Here is a 17,590-nt window from a genome sequence, read left to right as displayed (position 1 = left end):
CGCTCGCTCGGGAAGGTGTGCGGTGGACTAGATTCGGCACGTCCGAGCGCCCGAGGAGGCCCCCATGTCGTACGTCGTCGACTTCGTGAACGTGTCCACGGTGGGTCTCGAGTCCTCGCCGGTCGCCGACGCACTCGCCGGGCTCCGGGCCAACGAGGCGCGGTACTTCGCGAACAAGTACGACCACGTGTTCACCACGCACGCCGCAGCTGACGTGCCGGACCTCGTCGCCTACGTGCGGCGGGTCCTCGAAGAGGAACGCGGGCTGGTCATCGCGTCACCACCGCTCGAAGCCACGGAAGCGCTCGTCGACGGCGTGCGCTGGACGTACGTATTCTACGAGTCCGGCCTGGCGATCAACGTGCTCTACACGCTCGAACCAGGCGGCAAGCGTGCGGTCGGCTTCAAGCTCTCCGACGGCATGGACGTGCCCGAGGAACTCGCTGACAAGTTCAAGTTCGCGCGGCAGAAGTCGAAGCTCGCCGGCACGATCCGCGGCTCGTTCTTCGTCGTGAAGGGCGAGTACTGACGTTTGAGGCTTCCGTGCGTGCGAAATGTTCGGCGCGGCGGCCAACGCTGGTCGACCCTGGTCACCATGACGGTGACTCTGGTGACTACTGCGGTGATGCACGGCCTGTACGTCGGGTTCCGGGGGACAGCTCCCGGGCGCGGGCGATGCGTTTGCTGCTCAACGAGAAGCGGGCCGCAGCGAGTCCGCATGCGCCGGGCAAGGACGGCACAGCGGCATTGTCCGCGGCTGAGCAGCCCATGCACGACGAAGCGCCGCCGGGGAGCCCGGCGGCGCTTCGCGTTCGTCCTGGTGGAGCCTAGGCCGCGAGGGCCATGTCCCCTGCGTGCACGGACTGTGCCTGCAGCAGGGTTCGGCTGGCCTCGCCGGCCCAGGAGCGGCCCGGGACGGTCCAGCCGGCCTCGCCGACGGCGTCCAGACGGGTGCCGCGGGTGACGAAGGTCTGCAGGTCGTCGGCCGCGATGCGGACGAGGTACTCGCGCTGCGAGCGGTCGTCACGCACGGGGAACTCGGCGATGCGGTCGGGGGTGATCGTCGGGGCCGCGAGAGCGGTCCCCAACACGGTGATTCGTTCGTTGCTGGTCATGGTGCTGTACTTCCTGGTCATTCGGCGCCAGGGCGACTCGGTGTCGGCGGACGTCTCAGTCCGGCGCGACGCATCGAGTGCGGGGCGCGCACGTCGAGTTTCAACGTGCTGCTGATCCGTTCGGATCAAGCGGGGGTCTCGCTTGGAATGCGACTCGGGTGAGTCGGTGTCGAGACGTTGGTGTGCGCGAGTCAGATGGGTTCGCTGCAGTGCACCAAAGAAACACTATACGGGGCCGATGCCGAGAAGTCCAGCGGACCGGTAGATGCACTCAGGAGGCAAGGAACGCGTCCCATCGCGAGCCACCCGCAGTCACGTTGCCGGAGCCGTCGAGCCGAGCAGCGGCCGAGGACGGCTTGCGCGAAGCCTGCGCGTGGATGAGCTCGTCGAACGAGCCGGAGAACCCGAGGCGGGGCAGTGCGGTGGCGACGGCGTGCAGGTCGTCGGTGGACCACCTGGAGAACCCGGCACCGGAGACGTCGAGCGAGGTGGCGACCTCGAGCAGGTGCCCCTCCACGTCGACCGCGGGGTCGACGGAGGTCCACATGTGCCGCTCGATGACCTCGCCGACGCGTCGAGCGCGCGCTGCGTCCCACCCGGCGCCGAGGGCGAAGACGGAGCCCACGGCACCACCAGCGTCTTCGAACGGCACGTCGTGGGCATCGAACGACGGTGTGACGCCGAGGTCGTGCAGCATCGTCGCGACGAACAGCAGCTCGGGGTCGGGCTCGAGGTCGACGGTCGGGGCGAGCAGGACCGCCCACGCCCACGAGCGCAGGCAGTGGTTCACCAGGGCGGGGGAGGACCAGGTGCGGACGACGTCCAACGCCCGTGCGGCGACGGGGGAGGGCGGGGTGAGCAGGGCTTCGACGTCGAGCGACATGGCACGACAGTAGCGGTGCGACGGAGCCGTAACGGCGCGGAAACGTGCCGGGCCCGAGCCGGAAACAGCGCACCGTTAGCTTTCGGATCACTGAGTACCCGCTCAGCACCCGACCTCCTCCCGAAGGACCTGCACCCATGCAGCACCGCCTCCGGCTGCGCCCCCGCGCGACGATCGTGTCCTCGACACTCGTCGCCGCCGGGGCGATCGGCCTCGCCGCCCTGACCGCCTCGCCGGCCCAGGCAGCACCGACCGCGACGACCGCGACCATCGACGCCCCCGCCACCGCGACCGTCGGCACCGCCTTCGACGTCGACCTGACGATCCCGGCGACGACCGACGTCTATGCCTACGAGATCACCCTCAATGCCGACGCGGACTCCGTGTCGTACGTGGAGGACAGCGTCACCGGTCCCGACGGCGGCTTCGACAGCGTCGAGCAGGACGGCGACGCCCTGACGATCGTGCACACCCGCCTCGGGACGTCCCCGGCGCTCGACGGCGACCTCGCTGCCTCGATCGGCCTGACGCCGACCGCACCGGGCAGCGTCGACCTGGCGGTCACGAGCATCACGCTCGTCGGCTCCGACGGCACCTCGACGACGCTCACCGACCCGGCGAGCACCTCGATCTCGATCGCTGCAGCGGCGACGGCCACCCCGACGCCCACCCCGACGGCCACGCCCACCCCGGGCGCCACCGCCACGGCCGACCCGGGCGCTGGCACGGGCGACCCTGACCCGACGACCACCGCCGGCCCGAGCGACCCCTCCGACCCGACCAGCGGCGCCACCGCCGTGGCCGCAGCGGGTGGTGACCGTCCGACCGGCGGCGAACTCGCCTGGACCGGCGCCGACGTCGCCCCGTGGATCGCCGCGTCGCTGGCCCTCCTCGCCGCTGGCGGGACCCTGATCACCCTGCGTGCGCGCCGCGCCCGCCGCGAGCGCACCGGAGCAGCAGAATGACCGCCACCAAGCCGGACGCCAGCAAGCAGGCGATCACCAAGCCGGACCCCAGCACGAAGCACGCCCGGAAGCGCACGGCCGTCGCCGGCGCCTCGCTCATCGCCCTCGTCGGCACCGTCCTCGCCGCGACCCCCGCGATCACCGCCGCAGCAGCACCGGCAGCCGTGGACGCCAGCCCCGCCGCGATGCTCGCGCCGTACTACACGGACCTCGACCTGACCGGCGACGACCAGGTCACGAAGGCCGACCTCGCGGTGCTCACCGAGCACCTCGGGGCCACGAGCGCCAGCGGTGACTGGGCGACGGTCAGCGCCGCGGACACCGACGCCGACGGCACGATCACCGTCGCGGACATCGCGGCGCTGTCCCAGCGGATGATCTACGACGACGGCCCGTTCACGCTCGTCGAGGCGTCCACCATCGACATGCAGGCTGCGATGAACGCCGGGGTCACCACCTCGGTCGCCATCACGCAGGACTACCTCGACCGCATCGCCGCGTACGACCGCACGAAGGTCGACTCCGCGTCGACCGGCCGTGCGCTCAACTCGATCGTCACGACGAACGCCGAGGCCCTCGCCGCCGCGAAGACGGCGGACACCGAGCGTGCCGAGCACGGCATGACGAGCATGCTGCTCGGCGTGCCGATCGCGGTGAAGGACAACTACGACACCAAGGACATGCCGACCACGGGCGGCTGCGGCTGCTGGGACGACAACCAGACCGACACCGACGCCACCATGGTCGCCGGACTGCGCGGTGCCGGTGCGGTGATCCTCGCCAAGGCCAGCCTCGACGAGTTCGCCTACGGCTTCGTCTCGGAGTTCTCGTCGAACCAGCCCGCCGGTTCGTCCCTGCTGGTCGCCAGCCCGTACAACACGGCGCAGACCGCCGGTGGCTCCAGCGGTGGGACCGGTGCGGCGATCGCGGCGAACCTCGCCGGCATCGGGTTCGGCACCGACACTGGGGGCTCGATCCGCATCCCGTCGACGTACAACCAGCTCGTCGGCATCCGCCCGACGGTCGGCCTGGCCAGCCGCGACGGCATCATCCCGCTCGCACTGTCGCAGGACACCGGCGGGCCCATCGCCCGCTCGGTGACCGACGCGGCCGTCGCGCTCGACGCCGTCACCGGCGTGGACGCGGCCGACCCCGTCACGAGCGCGCAGTCCGGCAGGGTGCCGACCTCGTACACGTCCTCGCTCGACGCGGACTCGCTCGACGGCGCCCGCATCGGCTACGTCACGAGCATGGTCGGCACGAACGCCACGGCCAAGCGACTGTTCGACGCGTCCGTCGCGAAGCTCGAGGCCGCTGGGGCGACCGTCGTCCCGATCACCGCGACGACGGCCTTCAACCGGGTCCTGTCCGAGGGCAGCGGCAGCACGAACGAGTTCAAGCACGACCTGGACGAGTACGTCGCGAAGCACCTCGACCCCGACGTGACCGCCCGGTCCCTGCAGGGCATCCTGGCCTCGGGCGAGTACGTGCCGAGCCGCAAGTCGACCTACGAGTCCCGCGACCTGATCACCGACGCGCAGTACCAGGCGTGGGCCGGGCCGACGGGGTCGCACACGACGCAGCTCGCCACCGGCAAGCAGCTCGTCACGCAGATGCTCGACGACCAGGACCTCGACTCGCTCATCTACCCGTCGGGCACGCCCTACGGCACGCAGTCGACGAACATGCGTCTGAGCCCGAACACCGGCATGCCGGCGATCACCGTCCCGATGGGGCAGGCGACCGCGGCCGACGGCACGATCACCGGCGCCGGCGTGAACCTCGAGTTCCTCGGTCGCTCGTTCGACGAGAGCACGCTGATCGGCCTCGGTTACGCCTTCGAGCAGGAGACGAAGGCGCGCACCACGCCCGCGCTGTACCCGGCGCTCGGCTGAGCTGAGCGGGTCGCGATCGCGACCGCAGGACGGACGGGCGCGCCCCGCTCAGCGGCAACGCGAAGCGTTGCGCGGGGCGCGCCGACCGAGCCTGCGAGGGAGGGGGCGACACCGCCACGGGCCTCCCGTCCGTCTGCTCCGTCAGTTCAGGGTCGGGGTGTCCTCCGGCACGACGCCGTCGGCGTACAGGTCGGTCGCCAGGTCGCGGAGCGCGCGCAGCGCGACGCGCTGCGTGAGCGGACCGTAGGAGATGCGGGCGACGCCGAGGGCCTCGTACTCGGCGGCGGGCAGGGCTCCCGGCAGGCCGATGACCGACAGCTTGCCGCGGCCGAGGCCGGCGACGAGCTGCTCCACGACGTCGCGCTGGATCGCACCGGGCACGAAGACGAGCGCGGCGCCGTTGTCGAGGAACGCCCTGCCGCGGGCGATGGCGTCCGCGATGCTCTCGTCGATCGGACGGTCGCCGCCGCGGGCGATCGCATCCGTGCGGGCGTTCAACTGGAAGTCGACGCCCTCGGCCTGGGCAGCGGCCGTGATCGCGGCGACCCGGGCGACGGCCTCGTCGAAGGGACGCAGGCGGTCCTCGACGTTGGCGCCGACGATGCCCGAGCCGATCGCGCGGCGGATGGTCTCGGCCGGGTCCTCGTAGCCGTCGTCGAGGTCAGCGGTGACCGGCAGGTCGGTCGCGGCGGCCACGATTGCGGCACCCGACAGCGCGAGGTCGAGGGGCATCCCGCCGTCCTCGTACCCGTACGACGCGGCGATCGAGTGCCCCGCGGTGGCGATCGCCTTCGTGCCGGGCAGGTCGCTGACGACCTTCGCGGTGATCGCGTCCCACACGTTCACGACGCGGAGGATCTCCGGGGCTTCGTGCAGCTGCTTGAGGGTGGTGGCCTTGTCGGCGATGCTCGTGCTCATGGGACCGACAGTAGGCGGGGCGACGCCCCGCGTCCCAGGGTGCGCGGAAGACGACGCTGGATGACAGGCGGGCTCGCGCCGGGCCTCCCGGTCGGTGCATGCTGGGACGCATGGCGAGCGACGAGCAGGACCCGGTCGGCACGCTCCGCGGGGTCCGCACGAGCATCAAGTGGACGCGGTACGCGCCCGACGTGCTGCCCCTGTTCGTCGCCGAGATGGACCACGACGTCGCGCCGGAGATCCGCCAGGCCCTGATCGAGCGCGTGTCGCAGTCCGATCTCGGCTACCTCGACGGACCCGGGCCACTCGCGCCCGCGTTCGCGCAGTTCGCGCTCGACCGCTGGGGCTGGGAGATCGATCCGTCGCGCATCCACCTGGCCACCGACGTCAGCGTCGGCATCGTCGAGTCGCTGCGGCTCGCGCTGCCCGACGGCGGTCGCGTCGCGATCACGCCGCCGGTGTACCCGCCGTTCTTCGAGCTCGTCGACGAGGCCCGATGTCAGGTGGAAGAGGTCCCGCTGCTCGAGCAGTGGGGGCAGTACCGACTCGACCTCGAGGGACTCGAGCGGGCGTTCGCCAGCGGGGTCGGCGTCTTCCTGCTCTGCAACCCGCACAACCCCATCGGCCTCGTGCACGACCGCGCCGACCTGCTCGCGATCGCAGAACTCGCGGCGAAGTACGACGTGCTCGTCATCAGCGACGAGATCCACGCACCCCTGACCCACCCCGGCGTGCAGTTCACCCCGTTCGCGGCCGTCGCCGAGCCGGCCGGCGCCCGCAGCGTCTGCGTGACCTCGGCGAGCAAGGGCTGGAACCTCGCGGGTGTGAAGTGCTCGATCATCGTCGCCGGTGACGACCGGACCGCCGCACTCCTCGACACCCTGTGGGAAGAGGTCGCCTGCCGCACGAGCATCCTCGGGCTGCACGCGAACCTCGCCGCGTTCACCGTCGGGACGACCTGGCTCGACGACGTGGTGTCCCGGATCGTGGCCAACGACCGGCTGCTCGCGAAGCTCCTCGCCGAGCACCTGCCCGGTGTGGTCTACACGCGGCCGCGCGCCGGGTACCTGGCGTGGCTCGACTTCCGCGGGATCGGGCTCGGCGACGACCCGGCCGTTCCACTGCGCGAGAACGCCTACGTCGCGCTGAACTCCGGGCTCGGGTTCGGGAGCGAGGGGCGCGGGTTCGTCCGCCTCAACCTGGCGTGCTCACCGGAGACGCTGCGCGAGGCCGTGTTCCGGATCGCCTCGGCGTACCCGTCAAGTGCGCAGGAGGGGCTGGTCTGGCACGTCGCGTGAGCGCGTGGGTCAGTCGATGTACTGGTTGCGCCCGACGACGCGGATCTGCAGGTCGTCGGTGCGGTCCATCGCCAGGATCTCGCGGGCGACGAAGCCGACGGCTGGCCAGCGGTCCACCTCGGTCACCATGAAGCCGTCGATGAACACCTGCCACGCGCCGCGCTCACGGACCGCCTGCACCTCGTACTTCGCCATGCCGCGAGCGTACCGAAAGCCTCCGGTCTGCCGTCAGTGCAGCTCGAGCGTCATGTGCACGTCGGCGCGGACGTAGGGGCTCGGCACCAGCTCGTCGTCGCGCAGGTGCCGGAAGCCGAACGCCTCGTACAGGTGCACGGCGCTGGCCAGCTGTGCGTTGCTCTCGAGGTCGATCCGCTGCGCGCCGAGCTCCCGGGCGCGGTCGAGTGCAGCGGCGATGAGCTTCCGACCGGTGCCGTGCCCCTGGTGACCGGGCGCGACGGCCATCTTCACGAGCTCGAACACCCCCGGGGCCGTCGGCACGATGCCGATGCACCCGATCACCTGGTCGTCGAGTCGTGCGACGAACACGGCGCCGCCGGGCTCGACGACGTGGCCGACGGGGTCGCCGAGGAACTTACGGTCCTCGTCCTCGAGTGCGAAGAACTGCGTGATCCAGGCCTCGTTGAGGACACGGAACGCCTCGGCGTCAGCGGGGGTGGCGAGGTCGGCGATGGTGACGGTGGAGGTCGCTTCGGGCATGGCTCCATCCTCCGAGTCGGATGAGGTCATGTCCAATACTCGTTCGCTTCGATCGATAAGCTCTGAGCATGGATCGGGACCCGGACGTCGACCTCCGCCAGCTCCGGGCGTTCCTGGCGGTGGCCGACGAACTGCACTTCGGGCGCGCGGCCGGGCGCCTTCGCATCGCGCAGCCCGCGCTGTCCCAGCAGATCCGCCGCACCGAGCGCGAACTCGGCGTCGACCTGTTCGTCCGGACGAGCCGCAGCGTCGCCCTCACCGCCGCCGGCCAGGTACTGCGGGGACGTGCGCGGTCGTTGCTCGGGCAGGTGCGCCGCGATCTCGACGAGACGGTCCGGGTCGGGCGGGGCGAGGCCGGCCGGCTCGACGTCGGGTTCGTCGTCTCCGCGCTGCCCCTCGGGCCGATCGAGCGGGTGCAGGCGTTCCGCGAGCGGTACCCGCTGGTCCGTGTGGACCTGACCGAAGGTTACTCGTCGACGCTCCTCGCCCGGATCGTGCGGGGCGAGCTCGACCTGGCCGTCGTGCGCGACCCGGACCCGGACCCCGCTGTGCGGCTGCTGCCGTTCCGGACCGAGGCGTTCGTCGCGGCGGTCCCACGCGGACACCGGCTCGCGGGCCGTGCGGCGATCCGCGGCACCGAGCTCGTGGACGAGCCGTTCGTGTTCTTCCCCGCCGTGGCCGGTTCGCTCGCGACCGAGCGGAACCTCGCCCCGGTCACCGCCGGTGGCCGACGGCCCGTGGTCGTGCAGGAGGCCACGACCTGGGCCACAGTCCTGCACCTGGTGGGGGCGGGACTCGGCGTGACTGTCGCTCCGGAGAGTGCCGCGCTCGCCGCACCGGACACCGTCGTGCTGCTGCCGCTGACCGACAGCGATCACCGCAGCGAGCTGTCGTGGGCGATGCGCGCCGGCGACGACCGCGAGATCCTGCGGAACTTCGTCGAAGCCGACTGAGCGACGCCGACTGAGCGACGCCCGGCTGGAAGCGCTTCGCTCAGCCGAGCGCGAGCACGGGCGCCCGGTGGTCGCCGAGCTCGTCGACGTGCCACGGCCGTGCACCGCGCAGGGTCAGCCCGAGCTGCACGAGCACGAACCCGACGTGGGGTTCGACGTCCGGGTCCCACGGCCCCTCGACCCCGAGGCCGAACGCACCGAGTTCGTCGTCGGCCTCGTCGCGCAGGGTGAGGCGCCAACGGCCGTCGCCGAGTTCCTCGACCACGGCCCAGCGGGCGGTGCCGAAGCGGCTCACGCCGACTTCATGATGTCCGCGGTGAAGTTCTGCACGCGCTGCAGCAGCGAGGCACCGCGCATCGCGATCGTCGCCGGCGGGTTGAGGTGCGGGGGAGCGGTGCGGATGAGCATCGAGCACCCGAGGTCCTCGCAGATGTAGGTGCCGATCGTGTTGCCGTTGCGCCCGGCCTCGCCCGCACGGGGTGCTGAGAACAGCCGCACCTGCGTCGCCGGCTGCGGGGAGTGGCAGAACGAGCACATCGCGGCGATGCCGGCGCGCAGGGACCCGCCCGCGGACCGGACGATGATGCCCACGGGGCGGTCGTCGATCCAGGACACGATGTACCCGCGGCGGGCGGCCTGCGGGTCGCGCCAGCCCAGGAACTCGCGCTCGTCCCAGAGCATCTCGTGCAGGCCCGGGATCGGCAGCTGCTCGAGCTCGTCGGGGGTGGCGTTGACGAACGAGGATCGGATGTCGGCTTCGGTCAGTGGCTTCACGGTCCGATCACCATATGCCTCGCCTCCGACACGTGCTCGCTCAGGACAGCCTTTCGGGCGACGGTGCGGTCTCGGATCGCCCCGTCAGGACAGCCTGGAGGCCCGGATCGCCCCGAGCGCGCTGCTCTCGTCCGCCACCAGGACGGCCCGGCGCAGGGCGTCGCGTCCGACACGTCGGGCTGCGGCGTCGTCGGCGGCGAACTCCACGAGGACGCGCGTCGAGCGCGCCATGGCGCGCGCACCGGGCACCCATGGGACCGCACGTTCGATCGATTCGGCGACCGCGACCGCAGCCGCGTGGTGCTGGGTCAGGTGGGCGCGCTCGTGGGCGACCACGGCCTCCAGTTCGTCCGTCCGCAACCGGTCTGCCAAGCCGGTGCTGACCAGCACACCGCCGCTCCGCCCGGGCACGGCGCAGGCCAGCGCGTGGTCCGCGTCGACGACGGCCACCGGGGTGCCGTCGATCTCGCGGTGCGGCGCGACGCCCGATCGCATGGCCTGGCGGACGGCCTCGTGCTCGGGCCCGGGCCGGACGCGGACGGCGACGACGAACGCGATGACCGCGAGCAGTGCGACGCCGACGTTGAAGCCGTGCGTGGGGGAGCCGTCACCGCCGAGGAGTTCGGTGAGCGGGCGGTCGGCGAGCACGACGAGGGCGATGCCGGCGACGAACCCGACGACGCCGAGCAGCACCGCGAGCGACCAGCAGACCAGGGCGGTGCGCGGGCGGTCGATGGTCCAGGCGGACCGGGTCAGCACCCTCGGTGCGAACACGACCACCAGCAGGGCGAGGACGATGAGCGCGATGCCGGCGACGACCACGGAGCGACCCCGGTCAGGAACGTGCGCGGGCGTCGAGGGCGCGGCGCAGGGCCTCGAGATCGTCGGAGGCGAGCGAGCCGGTGAACTGCAGCAACGCTGCTTCACGGTCGGCCGAGGCGGCGAGCGCACTCGACATGAGGGACGCGGTCTGTTCGTCGCGGCTGTGCACGGCACGGAAGCTCAGCGGGGCGTCGTCGTGCTCCTGCCGCTCCACCTGGCCCTTGCGGCCGAGCCGGTCGAGGACGGTGAGCACGGTGGTCAGCGCCGGCCGGGGCTCCGGGAAGGCATCGAGCACCTGTCGTGCGGTGAGGCCGTCGGTCACGGAGCGGAGCGCGTCGAGCACCGCTTGCTCGAGCTGCCCCCTGGGGCGTGATCGCTGTCCGGCCATCCCCGCATTCTACGAGATGTCGAAGGCCGGCACGCGACACACGTTCGTAACGCGGTCTCGGTATGCTCAGCGCGGACAACTGAACACACCGGCCGCTCATCCGTCGCGGGAGACGCCGTGCAGTGCCCATGGGCGCACGCACGGCACCGAAGGAGCAATCCCCCGTCAATCTCTCAGGTCCCACACCGCAGCGGACAGGCCACTCTGAAAAGCAGACGCTCAGTCGTCTCGCCCACGGTGAAAGCCGCCGGACCTCACGGGCCGCGGTGAAACTCTCAGGCCCATGACAGAGGGGGAGTTCCACCCGGCGATCGTCGCCGGGCCCTGCTGATGCCAGGAGAACTCCGCCATGAGTCCGACGCCACTGCGTTCGTCCCCGCTCGAACCCGCGCACGAAGCCGCCGGTGCGACCTTCACCGACTTCGCCGGGTACCGCATGCCCGTGCGCTACTCGTCCGACCTCGCCGAGCACCACGCCGTGCGCCAGTCGGCCGGGGTCTTCGACCTGTCGCACATGGCCGAGATCGGCGTCACCGGTCCGGACGCCGTCGCGTTCCTCGACCACGCGCTCGCCGGCTCCTTCGGCGCGATGCCGCTCGGCCGCGCGAAGTACTCGCTGCTGCTCGCCGAAGACGGCGGGATCCTCGACGACCTCGTCGTGTACCGCACCGACGACGACGTGTTCCTCGTCGTCGCGAACGCCTCGAACCGCGAGGTCGCCGTCGCCGCACTGTCCGCGCGCACCGACGGGTTCGACATCGCGGTGTCGGACGACTCGGACAGCACCGCACTCGTCGCGATCCAGGGCCCCGCGGCCGCCGGCACGCTCGACGCCCTCGTCGTCGCCGACCGCCTGCAGCCGGAGAGCCCCCTCGACGACCTCGGCTACTACCGCGCCCTGCACGCCGTGTTCGACGGCTTCGAGGTGCTCGTCGCCCGCACTGGGTACACCGGCGAGGACGGCTTCGAGCTGTACAGCGCACCCGAGGTCGCCCCGGCGATCTGGGACGCGCTGCTCGAGGCCGGCGCCGACCGCGGTGTCGTCCCCGCCGGGCTCGCGGCACGCGACACCCTGCGGCTCGAGGCCGGCATGCCCCTGTACGGGCACGAGCTCGGCACCGACGTGCGCCCCGCCCAGGCAGGCCTCGGCCGCGTGGTCGCGAAGACCGGTGACTTCGTCGGCGCTGCCGGTGTCGCGCCGTCGGACGACGCCCGCGTGCTCGTCGGGCTCGTCACCGAGGGCCGCCGCGCCCCGCGTGCCGGCTACGACGTGGTGCACGACGGCGCGGTCGTCGGCACCGTCACCTCGGGTGCCCTCTCGCCGACGCTCGGCCACCCGGTCGCGATGGCCTTCGTGGACCCGGCGCTCGCCACCGAGGGACAAGTCCTGCACATCGACGTCCGCGGAACGGCCATCCCCAGCACCGTCACCGCGTTCCCCTTCTACCGCCGTCCTCAGAAAGGCTGATCCCGTGAGCGACCAGACCGCACTCCAGTACACCGCCGACCACGAGTGGCTCCTCGTCGAGGGCGACACCGTCACCGTCGGCATCACCGACCACGCCGCCGAGCAGCTCGGTGACGTCGTCTACGTCGAGCTCCCCGCCGTCGGCACCGCCACCACCGCGGGCGAGCAGATCGGCGAGATCGAGTCCACCAAGAGCGTCGGCGAGCTCTTCGCGCCGATCGAGGGTGAGGTCGTTGCGGTCAACGACGCCGTGGTCGACGCCCCCGACACCGTCAACCAGGACCCGTTCGGCACCGGCTGGCTCGTCAAGATCAAGGTCGACGGCACCTCGTTCCCCGAGGACCTGATGGACCACGACACGTACCGGGCGTCCATCGCATGACCGGCCCCGACGACCAGCAAGTGTTCCAGAACCTGCAGACCTCGTTCGCCGACCGCCACATCGGCACCACCCCGGCCGACCAGCAGACGATGCTCGACACCGTCGGCCGGTCGTCGCTCGACGCCCTGGTCCGCGCGGCGATCCCGGAGTCGATCCACGCAGCACCCGTCACCGACTCGGTGATCCCCGCCGCCGTCGGCGAGACCGAGGCGCTCGCCGAACTCCGCGCCAAGGCCGGACGCAACACCGTCCGCCGCGCCATGATCGGCCTCGGCTACCACGGCACCCACACCCCCGCCGTGATCCAGCGGAACGTGCTCGAGAACCCGAGCTGGTACACGGCCTACACGCCGTACCAGCCGGAGATCTCGCAGGGCCGGCTCGAAGCGCTCATCAACTTCCAGACGATGGTCTCCGACCTGACGGGCATGGCCACCGCCGGTGCCTCGATGCTCGACGAGGGCACCGCCGTGGTCGAGGGCATGCTCCTCGCCCGCCGCGCGTCCAAGGTGAAGGGCGACGCGTTCCTGGTCGACGACGACCTGCTGCCGCAGACCCGCGCGCTGCTCGACCACCGCGCCGACGCCGTCGGCATCACGCTGCGTGCGTTCGACCCCGTCGTCGGGCCGACCGACGCCCAGCTCGACGGGGCCTTCGGCGTGATCGTGCAGTACCCCGGTGCCTCCGGCCGGATCGTCGACCCGTCGCCGATCATCGAGCGCGTCCACGCCGGCGGCGGCATCGCCGTCGTCGCGGCCGACCTGCTCGCCATGACCCTGCTCGCCAGCCCCGGTGACCTGGGTGCCGACGTCGCCGTGGGCACGAGCCAGCGCTTCGGCGTCCCGCTCGGCTTCGGTGGCCCGCACGCCGGGTACCTCGCCGTCCGGGCCGGCCTCGAACGCCAGCTGCCCGGTCGCCTGGTCGGGGTGTCCTTCGACGCCGACGGTGCGATGGCCTACCGCCTCAGCCTGCAGACCCGCGAGCAGCACATCCGCCGCGAGAAGGCGACGAGCAACATCTGCACCGCGCAGGTCCTGCTCGCCGTGATGGCCTCGATGTACGCCGTCTACCACGGGCCCGAGGGGCTGCGCTTCATCGGGAACCGGGTCGCCCGGACGACGTCGGCGCTCGCCGCGGTCGCCCGTGACGCCGGGCTCGAGGTCGTGCACGACGCGTTCTTCGACACGCTCACCCTGCGGGCCACCGGTCGCGCCGGGGCGGTCGTCGCCGCAGCGCAGGACGCCGACTTCCTGCTGCACCAGGTGGACGAGGACGTGTTCCAGCTCTCCGTCGACGAGACGACCACGCCCGACGACGTCACCCGACTGGCGGGCGTGTTCGGGGCGGTGGACGTGACCGTGCCCGCGACCGAGGCGGCCGTGCGGGACGCGGCCACGGGCCTCCCGGCCGGTCTGCTGCGCGAGAGCGAGTACCTGACGCACCCCGTCTTCAGCGCACACCGCAGCGAGACCCGCATGATGCGGTACCTGAAGCACCTGGCGGACAAGGACTACGCGCTCGACCGGGGCATGATCCCGCTCGGCAGCTGCACGATGAAGCTCAACGCGGCGACCGAGATGGCCGCGGTGACGTGGCCGGAGTTCGCGAACATCCACCCGTTCGCGCCGCGCGGCGACGTCGAGGGCTACCTCGACATGATCGGTGACCTGGAGTCCTGGCTGGCCGAGGTCACCGGGTACGACACCGTGTCCCTGCAGCCGAACGCCGGCAGCCAGGGTGAGCTCGCCGGACTCCTCGCGATCCGCGGGTACCACCTGGCGAACGGCGACACCGAGCGCACCGTCTGCCTCATCCCGTCGAGCGCGCACGGGACGAACGCCGCGTCCGCGGTGCTCGCCGGCATGAAGGTCGTCGTGGTCGCCTGCGACGAGAACGGCAACGTCGACCTCGCCGACCTCCGCGCGAAGACGGAACAGCACGCCGACACCCTCGCGGCGCTGATGATCACGTACCCGTCGACCCACGGCGTGTACGAGCACGACATCCGCGAGATCTGCGACGCCGTGCACGACGCCGGCGGGCAGGTCTACGTCGACGGCGCGAACCTCAACGCCCTGCTCGGCCACGCCCGCTTCGGCGACTTCGGCGGCGACGTCTCGCACCTCAACCTGCACAAGACCTTCTGCATCCCGCACGGCGGTGGCGGACCCGGTGTCGGTCCGGTCGCGGCGAAGGCGCACCTGGCGCCGTACCTGCCGGGGCACCCGTTCGCCCAGCAGGCCGACCGACGGCCCGGTTCGACCGAGGCCGAGGCCGAGGACCGCCTGGCGCACGCCGGCGGCCCGGTCAGCGCGGCCCCGTACGGCAGCCCGAGCATCCTGCCCATCACGTGGACCTACGTCCGGATGATGGGGCTCGAGGGCCTCACCCGTGCGACCGAGGCAGCCGTGCTCGGGGCGAACTACATCGCGGCCCGACTGCGCGACGCGTTCCCAGTGCTCTACACGGGCGAGGACGGCCTCGTCGCGCACGAGTGCATCCTCGACCTGCGGCCGTTGCGCGACACCACCGGCATCACCGTCGACGACGTCGCCAAGCGCCTGGTCGACTACGGCTTCCACGCCCCGACCATGTCGTTCCCGGTCGCCGGCACCCTGATGGTGGAGCCGACCGAGAGCGAGGACCTGGCCGAGCTCGACCGGTTCGTCGACGCGATGCTCGCCATCCGTGCCGAGGCCTCGGCCGTGGAGCGCGGGGAGTGGCCGGCGGACGACAACCCGCTCGTGCACGCCCCGCACACGGCGTCCTCGGTGATCTCGGGGGAGTGGGAGCACGCCTACACCCGCGAGCAGGCTGTCTACCCGCTGCCGGGCATCAGCGGCCGCAAGTACTGGCCGCCGGTGCGCCGGATCGACCAGGCGTACGGCGACCGCAACCTGGTGTGCGCGTGCCCGCCGGTGGAGGCGTTCGCCTAGCGACCCGCGTCCACCGGCGTGACGGGCAGGTGCTCCGCCCACCAGGCGAGGACGTGCTCGAACCGCTGCACGCGGTGCCACGGCGTGCCGGAGCGGGAGAGCTCGTGGCCCTCGCCCGGGAACACGAGGAACGATGCGTCGACCCCTCCGCGCCGGAGGGCCACGAACTGGCGCTGCCCCTGCTCGATCGGGCAGCGCCAGTCCGCTTCCGAGTGCGCGACCATGAACGGGATGGTGACCTGCGCGGCGTACGTCAGCGGGCTCCGGCGACGCTGCTCTTCCGGGTCGGCACCGACGTACGCGTCGGCGAAGTACCAACCGATGTCGGAGCTGCCCGCGAACGAGTCCCACGCGTTCACGGCGCGCTCGCTCCACGCGGCGATGAACCGCTCGCCGTGGTGGGCGGCGACCCAGCTCGTCATGAACCCGCCGTACGAGCCGCCCATGATGCCGACGCGTGCCGCGTCGAGGTCGGGGCGTTCGAGCGCTGCGTCGAGCAGGGCGAGCACGTCGTCGACGTCGACGGTGCCCATCGCCCCGATGACCGCGCGGCCGTGGTCGAGGCCGTACCCACCGGATCCGCGCGGGTTGCCGATGACGACGGCGTACCCGGCACTGGCGTAGACCTGCGCCTCGTCGAAGAACGCCCAGGTGTCCTGGCCGAACGGTCCGCCGTGCACCACCCGGAGGACGGGGTGCGGCCCCTCGCCCTCGGGCAGGACGACCCAGCCGTGCACCGGGGTGCCGTCGGCAGCGTTCCCGGTGAGCTCCTCGATGCGGCGGACACCGGGGGCCGATGCCTCGGACCGGAGCGGGGCGGCGTAGTCGGTGAGGACCGTGGGGACGGCATCGCCGGAGGCGGTCAGGTCGACGACGTGGACCTCGCCGGGCGAGTCCGTCGTGGCAGCCGTGGTGACCAGGACGTCCCCGTCGACGTCGAAGCCCGAGACGACCAGACGGCCGCCGAGGACGACCCCCAGTTGGTCCAGCCGGAGCGGAGCCGTCGTGCCGGCCGGGACACGACGGACGGTGACGGTGCCGCGGTCGAGCACCTGCACGAGGACGTCGTCGCGGTGGAACACCGGCGTCCCGGAGACGTCGACCGTCTCGCGGGCGGTCAGTCGGACCGGTTCGGAGTCGTGGGCCGCGACCCACAGCCCTTCGGGTTCGCCGACCAGTCGCCCGTCGCGGTGCGACGCCCCGACGTAGTGGACGGTACGGTCCGGGGCGATCGCGATCGAGCTGACGGAGCCCTCGGTCCGGATCGCCAGCGCGATCGTGCCGTCGGACGCGTCGACGCGGTACAGGTCGTCGTCGTGGGTCTCACGCACACCGAGGTCTCGCGGGGCGACGACGAGGAGCGCGCCGCCGTCCGGGTACCAGGCCGGTGCGGAGACCGAGCAGGGCGCGCTCGTGAGCGGGGAGTCCACCGGTGCCGCTGCCGGGTCGGTGACGTCGACGACCACGATCTGCTGCGGCTTGTCGAGCAGGTACCCCGTGCCGTCGACGTGGAAGTCGAGCCGCGACACGAGCCGCGGCTCCTCGGCGGCCGCTGCCGGGCGACGGTCGCCGCCGGGGACTGCGGAGCCGTAGCGCCCGGGTTCGGGGAACCGTGCGGTCACCGCGACACGTGTCGAGTCGGGCGACCAGACGGGGTCGCCGGCACCGAGGGGGAGCGCGGTGACGACGCGGGCCTCGCCGCCGTGCACCGGTGCGACGGCGAGCTGTGGGTGGGCGACGCCGTGGTCGTCGTCGACGGACCGGAGGAAGGCGAGCCAGCGACCGTCCGGTGACAGTGTCGGCGACGAATCGCGGTCGCCCGACGTCCAGCGGACCGCGCCCTCGCCGGTCACGCGTTCGATGGTGCTGCGGTACGCGTCCTGTTCGAGGTCCGGACGCGAGACCGCGACGAAGGCCGCTCCGCCGTCCCCGGGATCACCGCTGACGGTGGGGGAGGAGGGGACGTGGAGATGGGGGATGTCGTTCGCGAGCACGTGTTCACGGTACGGCTGGTGCGGCGCGGATGCCCGGGTCCTGAGGGGGACTCGGGACAGGTCTTCCTTGCACAGAACTGTG

At 71.9% G+C, this 17,590-nt stretch carries 18 protein-coding genes and 1 riboswitch; of the genes, 8 read left to right on the top strand and 10 right to left on the bottom strand.

The window, feature by feature from the left end; all coding sequences use genetic code 11:
* Nucleotides 1-64: 64 nt before the first annotated feature.
* The gene (locus EDF28_RS16165) at nucleotides 65-529 is read left to right on the top strand and encodes a phage tail protein (protein WP_123294134.1); all 465 of its coding nucleotides are present in this window, start codon (nucleotides 65-67) and stop codon (nucleotides 527-529) included.
* Between the two features lie 298 nt (nucleotides 530-827).
* Here the strand turns inward: EDF28_RS16165 and EDF28_RS16160 are convergent, their stop codons facing one another.
* Both EDF28_RS16160 and EDF28_RS16155 read right to left on the bottom strand, forming a co-directional pair.
* Entirely contained in the window at nucleotides 828-1,115 is a 288-nt protein-coding gene (locus tag EDF28_RS16160) for a hypothetical protein (protein ID WP_123938984.1), read from the bottom strand.
* A 271-nt stretch (nucleotides 1,116-1,386) separates the two neighbouring features.
* Nucleotides 1,387-1,998 (bottom strand): HD domain-containing protein, encoded by a 612-nt coding sequence (locus EDF28_RS16155; RefSeq protein ID WP_123938983.1) that lies wholly within the window; start codon nucleotides 1,996-1,998, stop codon nucleotides 1,387-1,389.
* Between the two features lie 137 nt (nucleotides 1,999-2,135).
* Here EDF28_RS16155 and EDF28_RS16150 point away from each other — a divergent pair, with 137 nt between their 5' ends.
* Together EDF28_RS16150 and EDF28_RS16145 are read left to right on the top strand one after the other, a co-directional pair.
* Complete coding sequence (locus EDF28_RS16150) at nucleotides 2,136-2,963, top strand: hypothetical protein (protein ID WP_123938982.1); 828 nt, start codon at nucleotides 2,136-2,138, stop codon at nucleotides 2,961-2,963.
* The gene (locus EDF28_RS16145) at nucleotides 2,960-4,858 is read left to right on the top strand and encodes an amidase family protein (RefSeq protein WP_123938981.1); all 1,899 of its coding nucleotides are present in this window, start codon (nucleotides 2,960-2,962) and stop codon (nucleotides 4,856-4,858) included. Before EDF28_RS16150 ends, EDF28_RS16145 begins: the two co-directional genes overlap by 4 nt.
* A gap of 141 nt (nucleotides 4,859-4,999) precedes the next feature.
* Here EDF28_RS16145 and EDF28_RS16140 read toward each other — a convergent pair whose 3' ends face one another.
* Nucleotides 5,000-5,776, bottom strand: a complete 777-nt coding sequence (locus EDF28_RS16140) for an isocitrate lyase/phosphoenolpyruvate mutase family protein (protein ID WP_123938980.1) — start codon at nucleotides 5,774-5,776, stop codon at nucleotides 5,000-5,002.
* 110 nt (nucleotides 5,777-5,886) lie between these two features.
* Here EDF28_RS16140 and EDF28_RS16135 point away from each other — a divergent pair, with 110 nt between their 5' ends.
* Nucleotides 5,887-7,074 carry a MalY/PatB family protein gene (locus tag EDF28_RS16135; RefSeq protein WP_260155056.1) on the top strand — a complete coding sequence of 396 codons (1,188 nt, stop codon included), beginning with the start codon at nucleotides 5,887-5,889 and terminating at the stop codon, nucleotides 7,072-7,074.
* Nucleotides 7,075-7,083: 9 nt separating this feature from the next.
* Here EDF28_RS16135 and EDF28_RS16130 read toward each other — a convergent pair whose 3' ends face one another.
* Nucleotides 7,084-7,269 (bottom strand): hypothetical protein, encoded by a 186-nt coding sequence (locus tag EDF28_RS16130; protein WP_123938978.1) that lies wholly within the window; start codon nucleotides 7,267-7,269, stop codon nucleotides 7,084-7,086.
* A 33-nt stretch (nucleotides 7,270-7,302) separates the two neighbouring features.
* Nucleotides 7,303-7,791, bottom strand: coding sequence for a GNAT family N-acetyltransferase (locus EDF28_RS16125; protein WP_123938977.1), 489 nt, complete (start codon nucleotides 7,789-7,791; stop codon nucleotides 7,303-7,305).
* Nucleotides 7,792-7,859: 68 nt separating this feature from the next.
* Here EDF28_RS16125 and EDF28_RS16120 point away from each other — a divergent pair, with 68 nt between their 5' ends.
* Complete coding sequence (locus EDF28_RS16120) at nucleotides 7,860-8,744, top strand: LysR substrate-binding domain-containing protein (RefSeq protein ID WP_123938976.1); 885 nt, start codon at nucleotides 7,860-7,862, stop codon at nucleotides 8,742-8,744.
* A gap of 40 nt (nucleotides 8,745-8,784) precedes the next feature.
* Here EDF28_RS16120 and EDF28_RS16115 read toward each other — a convergent pair whose 3' ends face one another.
* From EDF28_RS16115 to EDF28_RS16100, 4 genes are all read right to left on the bottom strand, one after another.
* Nucleotides 8,785-9,039 (bottom strand): hypothetical protein, encoded by a 255-nt coding sequence (locus EDF28_RS16115; RefSeq protein ID WP_111084959.1) that lies wholly within the window; start codon nucleotides 9,037-9,039, stop codon nucleotides 8,785-8,787.
* The gene (locus EDF28_RS16110) at nucleotides 9,036-9,518 is read right to left on the bottom strand and encodes an FBP domain-containing protein (RefSeq protein ID WP_123673093.1); all 483 of its coding nucleotides are present in this window, start codon (nucleotides 9,516-9,518) and stop codon (nucleotides 9,036-9,038) included. Before EDF28_RS16110 ends, EDF28_RS16115 begins: the two co-directional genes overlap by 4 nt.
* A gap of 84 nt (nucleotides 9,519-9,602) precedes the next feature.
* Nucleotides 9,603-10,340: a M48 family metalloprotease gene (locus EDF28_RS16105; protein WP_111084961.1), complete on the bottom strand. Its 738-nt coding sequence runs from the start codon at nucleotides 10,338-10,340 to the stop codon at nucleotides 9,603-9,605.
* A gap of 13 nt (nucleotides 10,341-10,353) precedes the next feature.
* The gene (locus tag EDF28_RS16100) at nucleotides 10,354-10,728 is read right to left on the bottom strand and encodes a BlaI/MecI/CopY family transcriptional regulator (RefSeq protein WP_111084962.1); all 375 of its coding nucleotides are present in this window, start codon (nucleotides 10,726-10,728) and stop codon (nucleotides 10,354-10,356) included.
* Nucleotides 10,729-10,824: 96 nt separating this feature from the next.
* Nucleotides 10,825-10,926: riboswitch (glycine riboswitch) on the top strand.
* Between the two features lie 151 nt (nucleotides 10,927-11,077).
* On the opposite strand from EDF28_RS16100, the gene gcvT reads away from it, so the two are divergent.
* From gcvT to gcvP, 3 genes are read left to right on the top strand one after another with little or no spacing between them, the layout of a single operon-like run.
* Nucleotides 11,078-12,196, top strand: a complete 1,119-nt coding sequence (gene gcvT / locus EDF28_RS16095) for a glycine cleavage system aminomethyltransferase GcvT (RefSeq protein ID WP_123938975.1) — start codon at nucleotides 11,078-11,080, stop codon at nucleotides 12,194-12,196.
* Between the two features lie 4 nt (nucleotides 12,197-12,200).
* Entirely contained in the window at nucleotides 12,201-12,578 is a 378-nt protein-coding gene (gene gcvH, locus EDF28_RS16090; protein ID WP_123938974.1) for a glycine cleavage system protein GcvH, read from the top strand.
* Nucleotides 12,575-15,514, top strand: a complete 2,940-nt coding sequence (gene gcvP / locus EDF28_RS16085; RefSeq protein ID WP_123938973.1) for an aminomethyl-transferring glycine dehydrogenase — start codon at nucleotides 12,575-12,577, stop codon at nucleotides 15,512-15,514. The genes gcvH and gcvP overlap by 4 nt, the downstream gene beginning before the upstream one ends.
* On the opposite strand, the gene EDF28_RS16080 is transcribed toward gcvP, so the two are convergent.
* The gene (locus tag EDF28_RS16080; RefSeq protein WP_123938972.1) at nucleotides 15,511-17,508 is read right to left on the bottom strand and encodes a S9 family peptidase; all 1,998 of its coding nucleotides are present in this window, start codon (nucleotides 17,506-17,508) and stop codon (nucleotides 15,511-15,513) included. The genes gcvP and EDF28_RS16080 overlap by 4 nt on opposite strands.
* Between the last annotated feature and the right edge of the window lie 82 nt (nucleotides 17,509-17,590).

It is taken from the genome of Curtobacterium sp. PhB137 (genome assembly GCF_003814955.1).
Classification (GTDB): Bacteria; Actinomycetota; Actinomycetes; order Actinomycetales; family Microbacteriaceae; genus Curtobacterium.
Note: the sequence above shows the minus strand (reverse complement) of the source record. Positions and strands in the feature narration are given on the sequence as shown.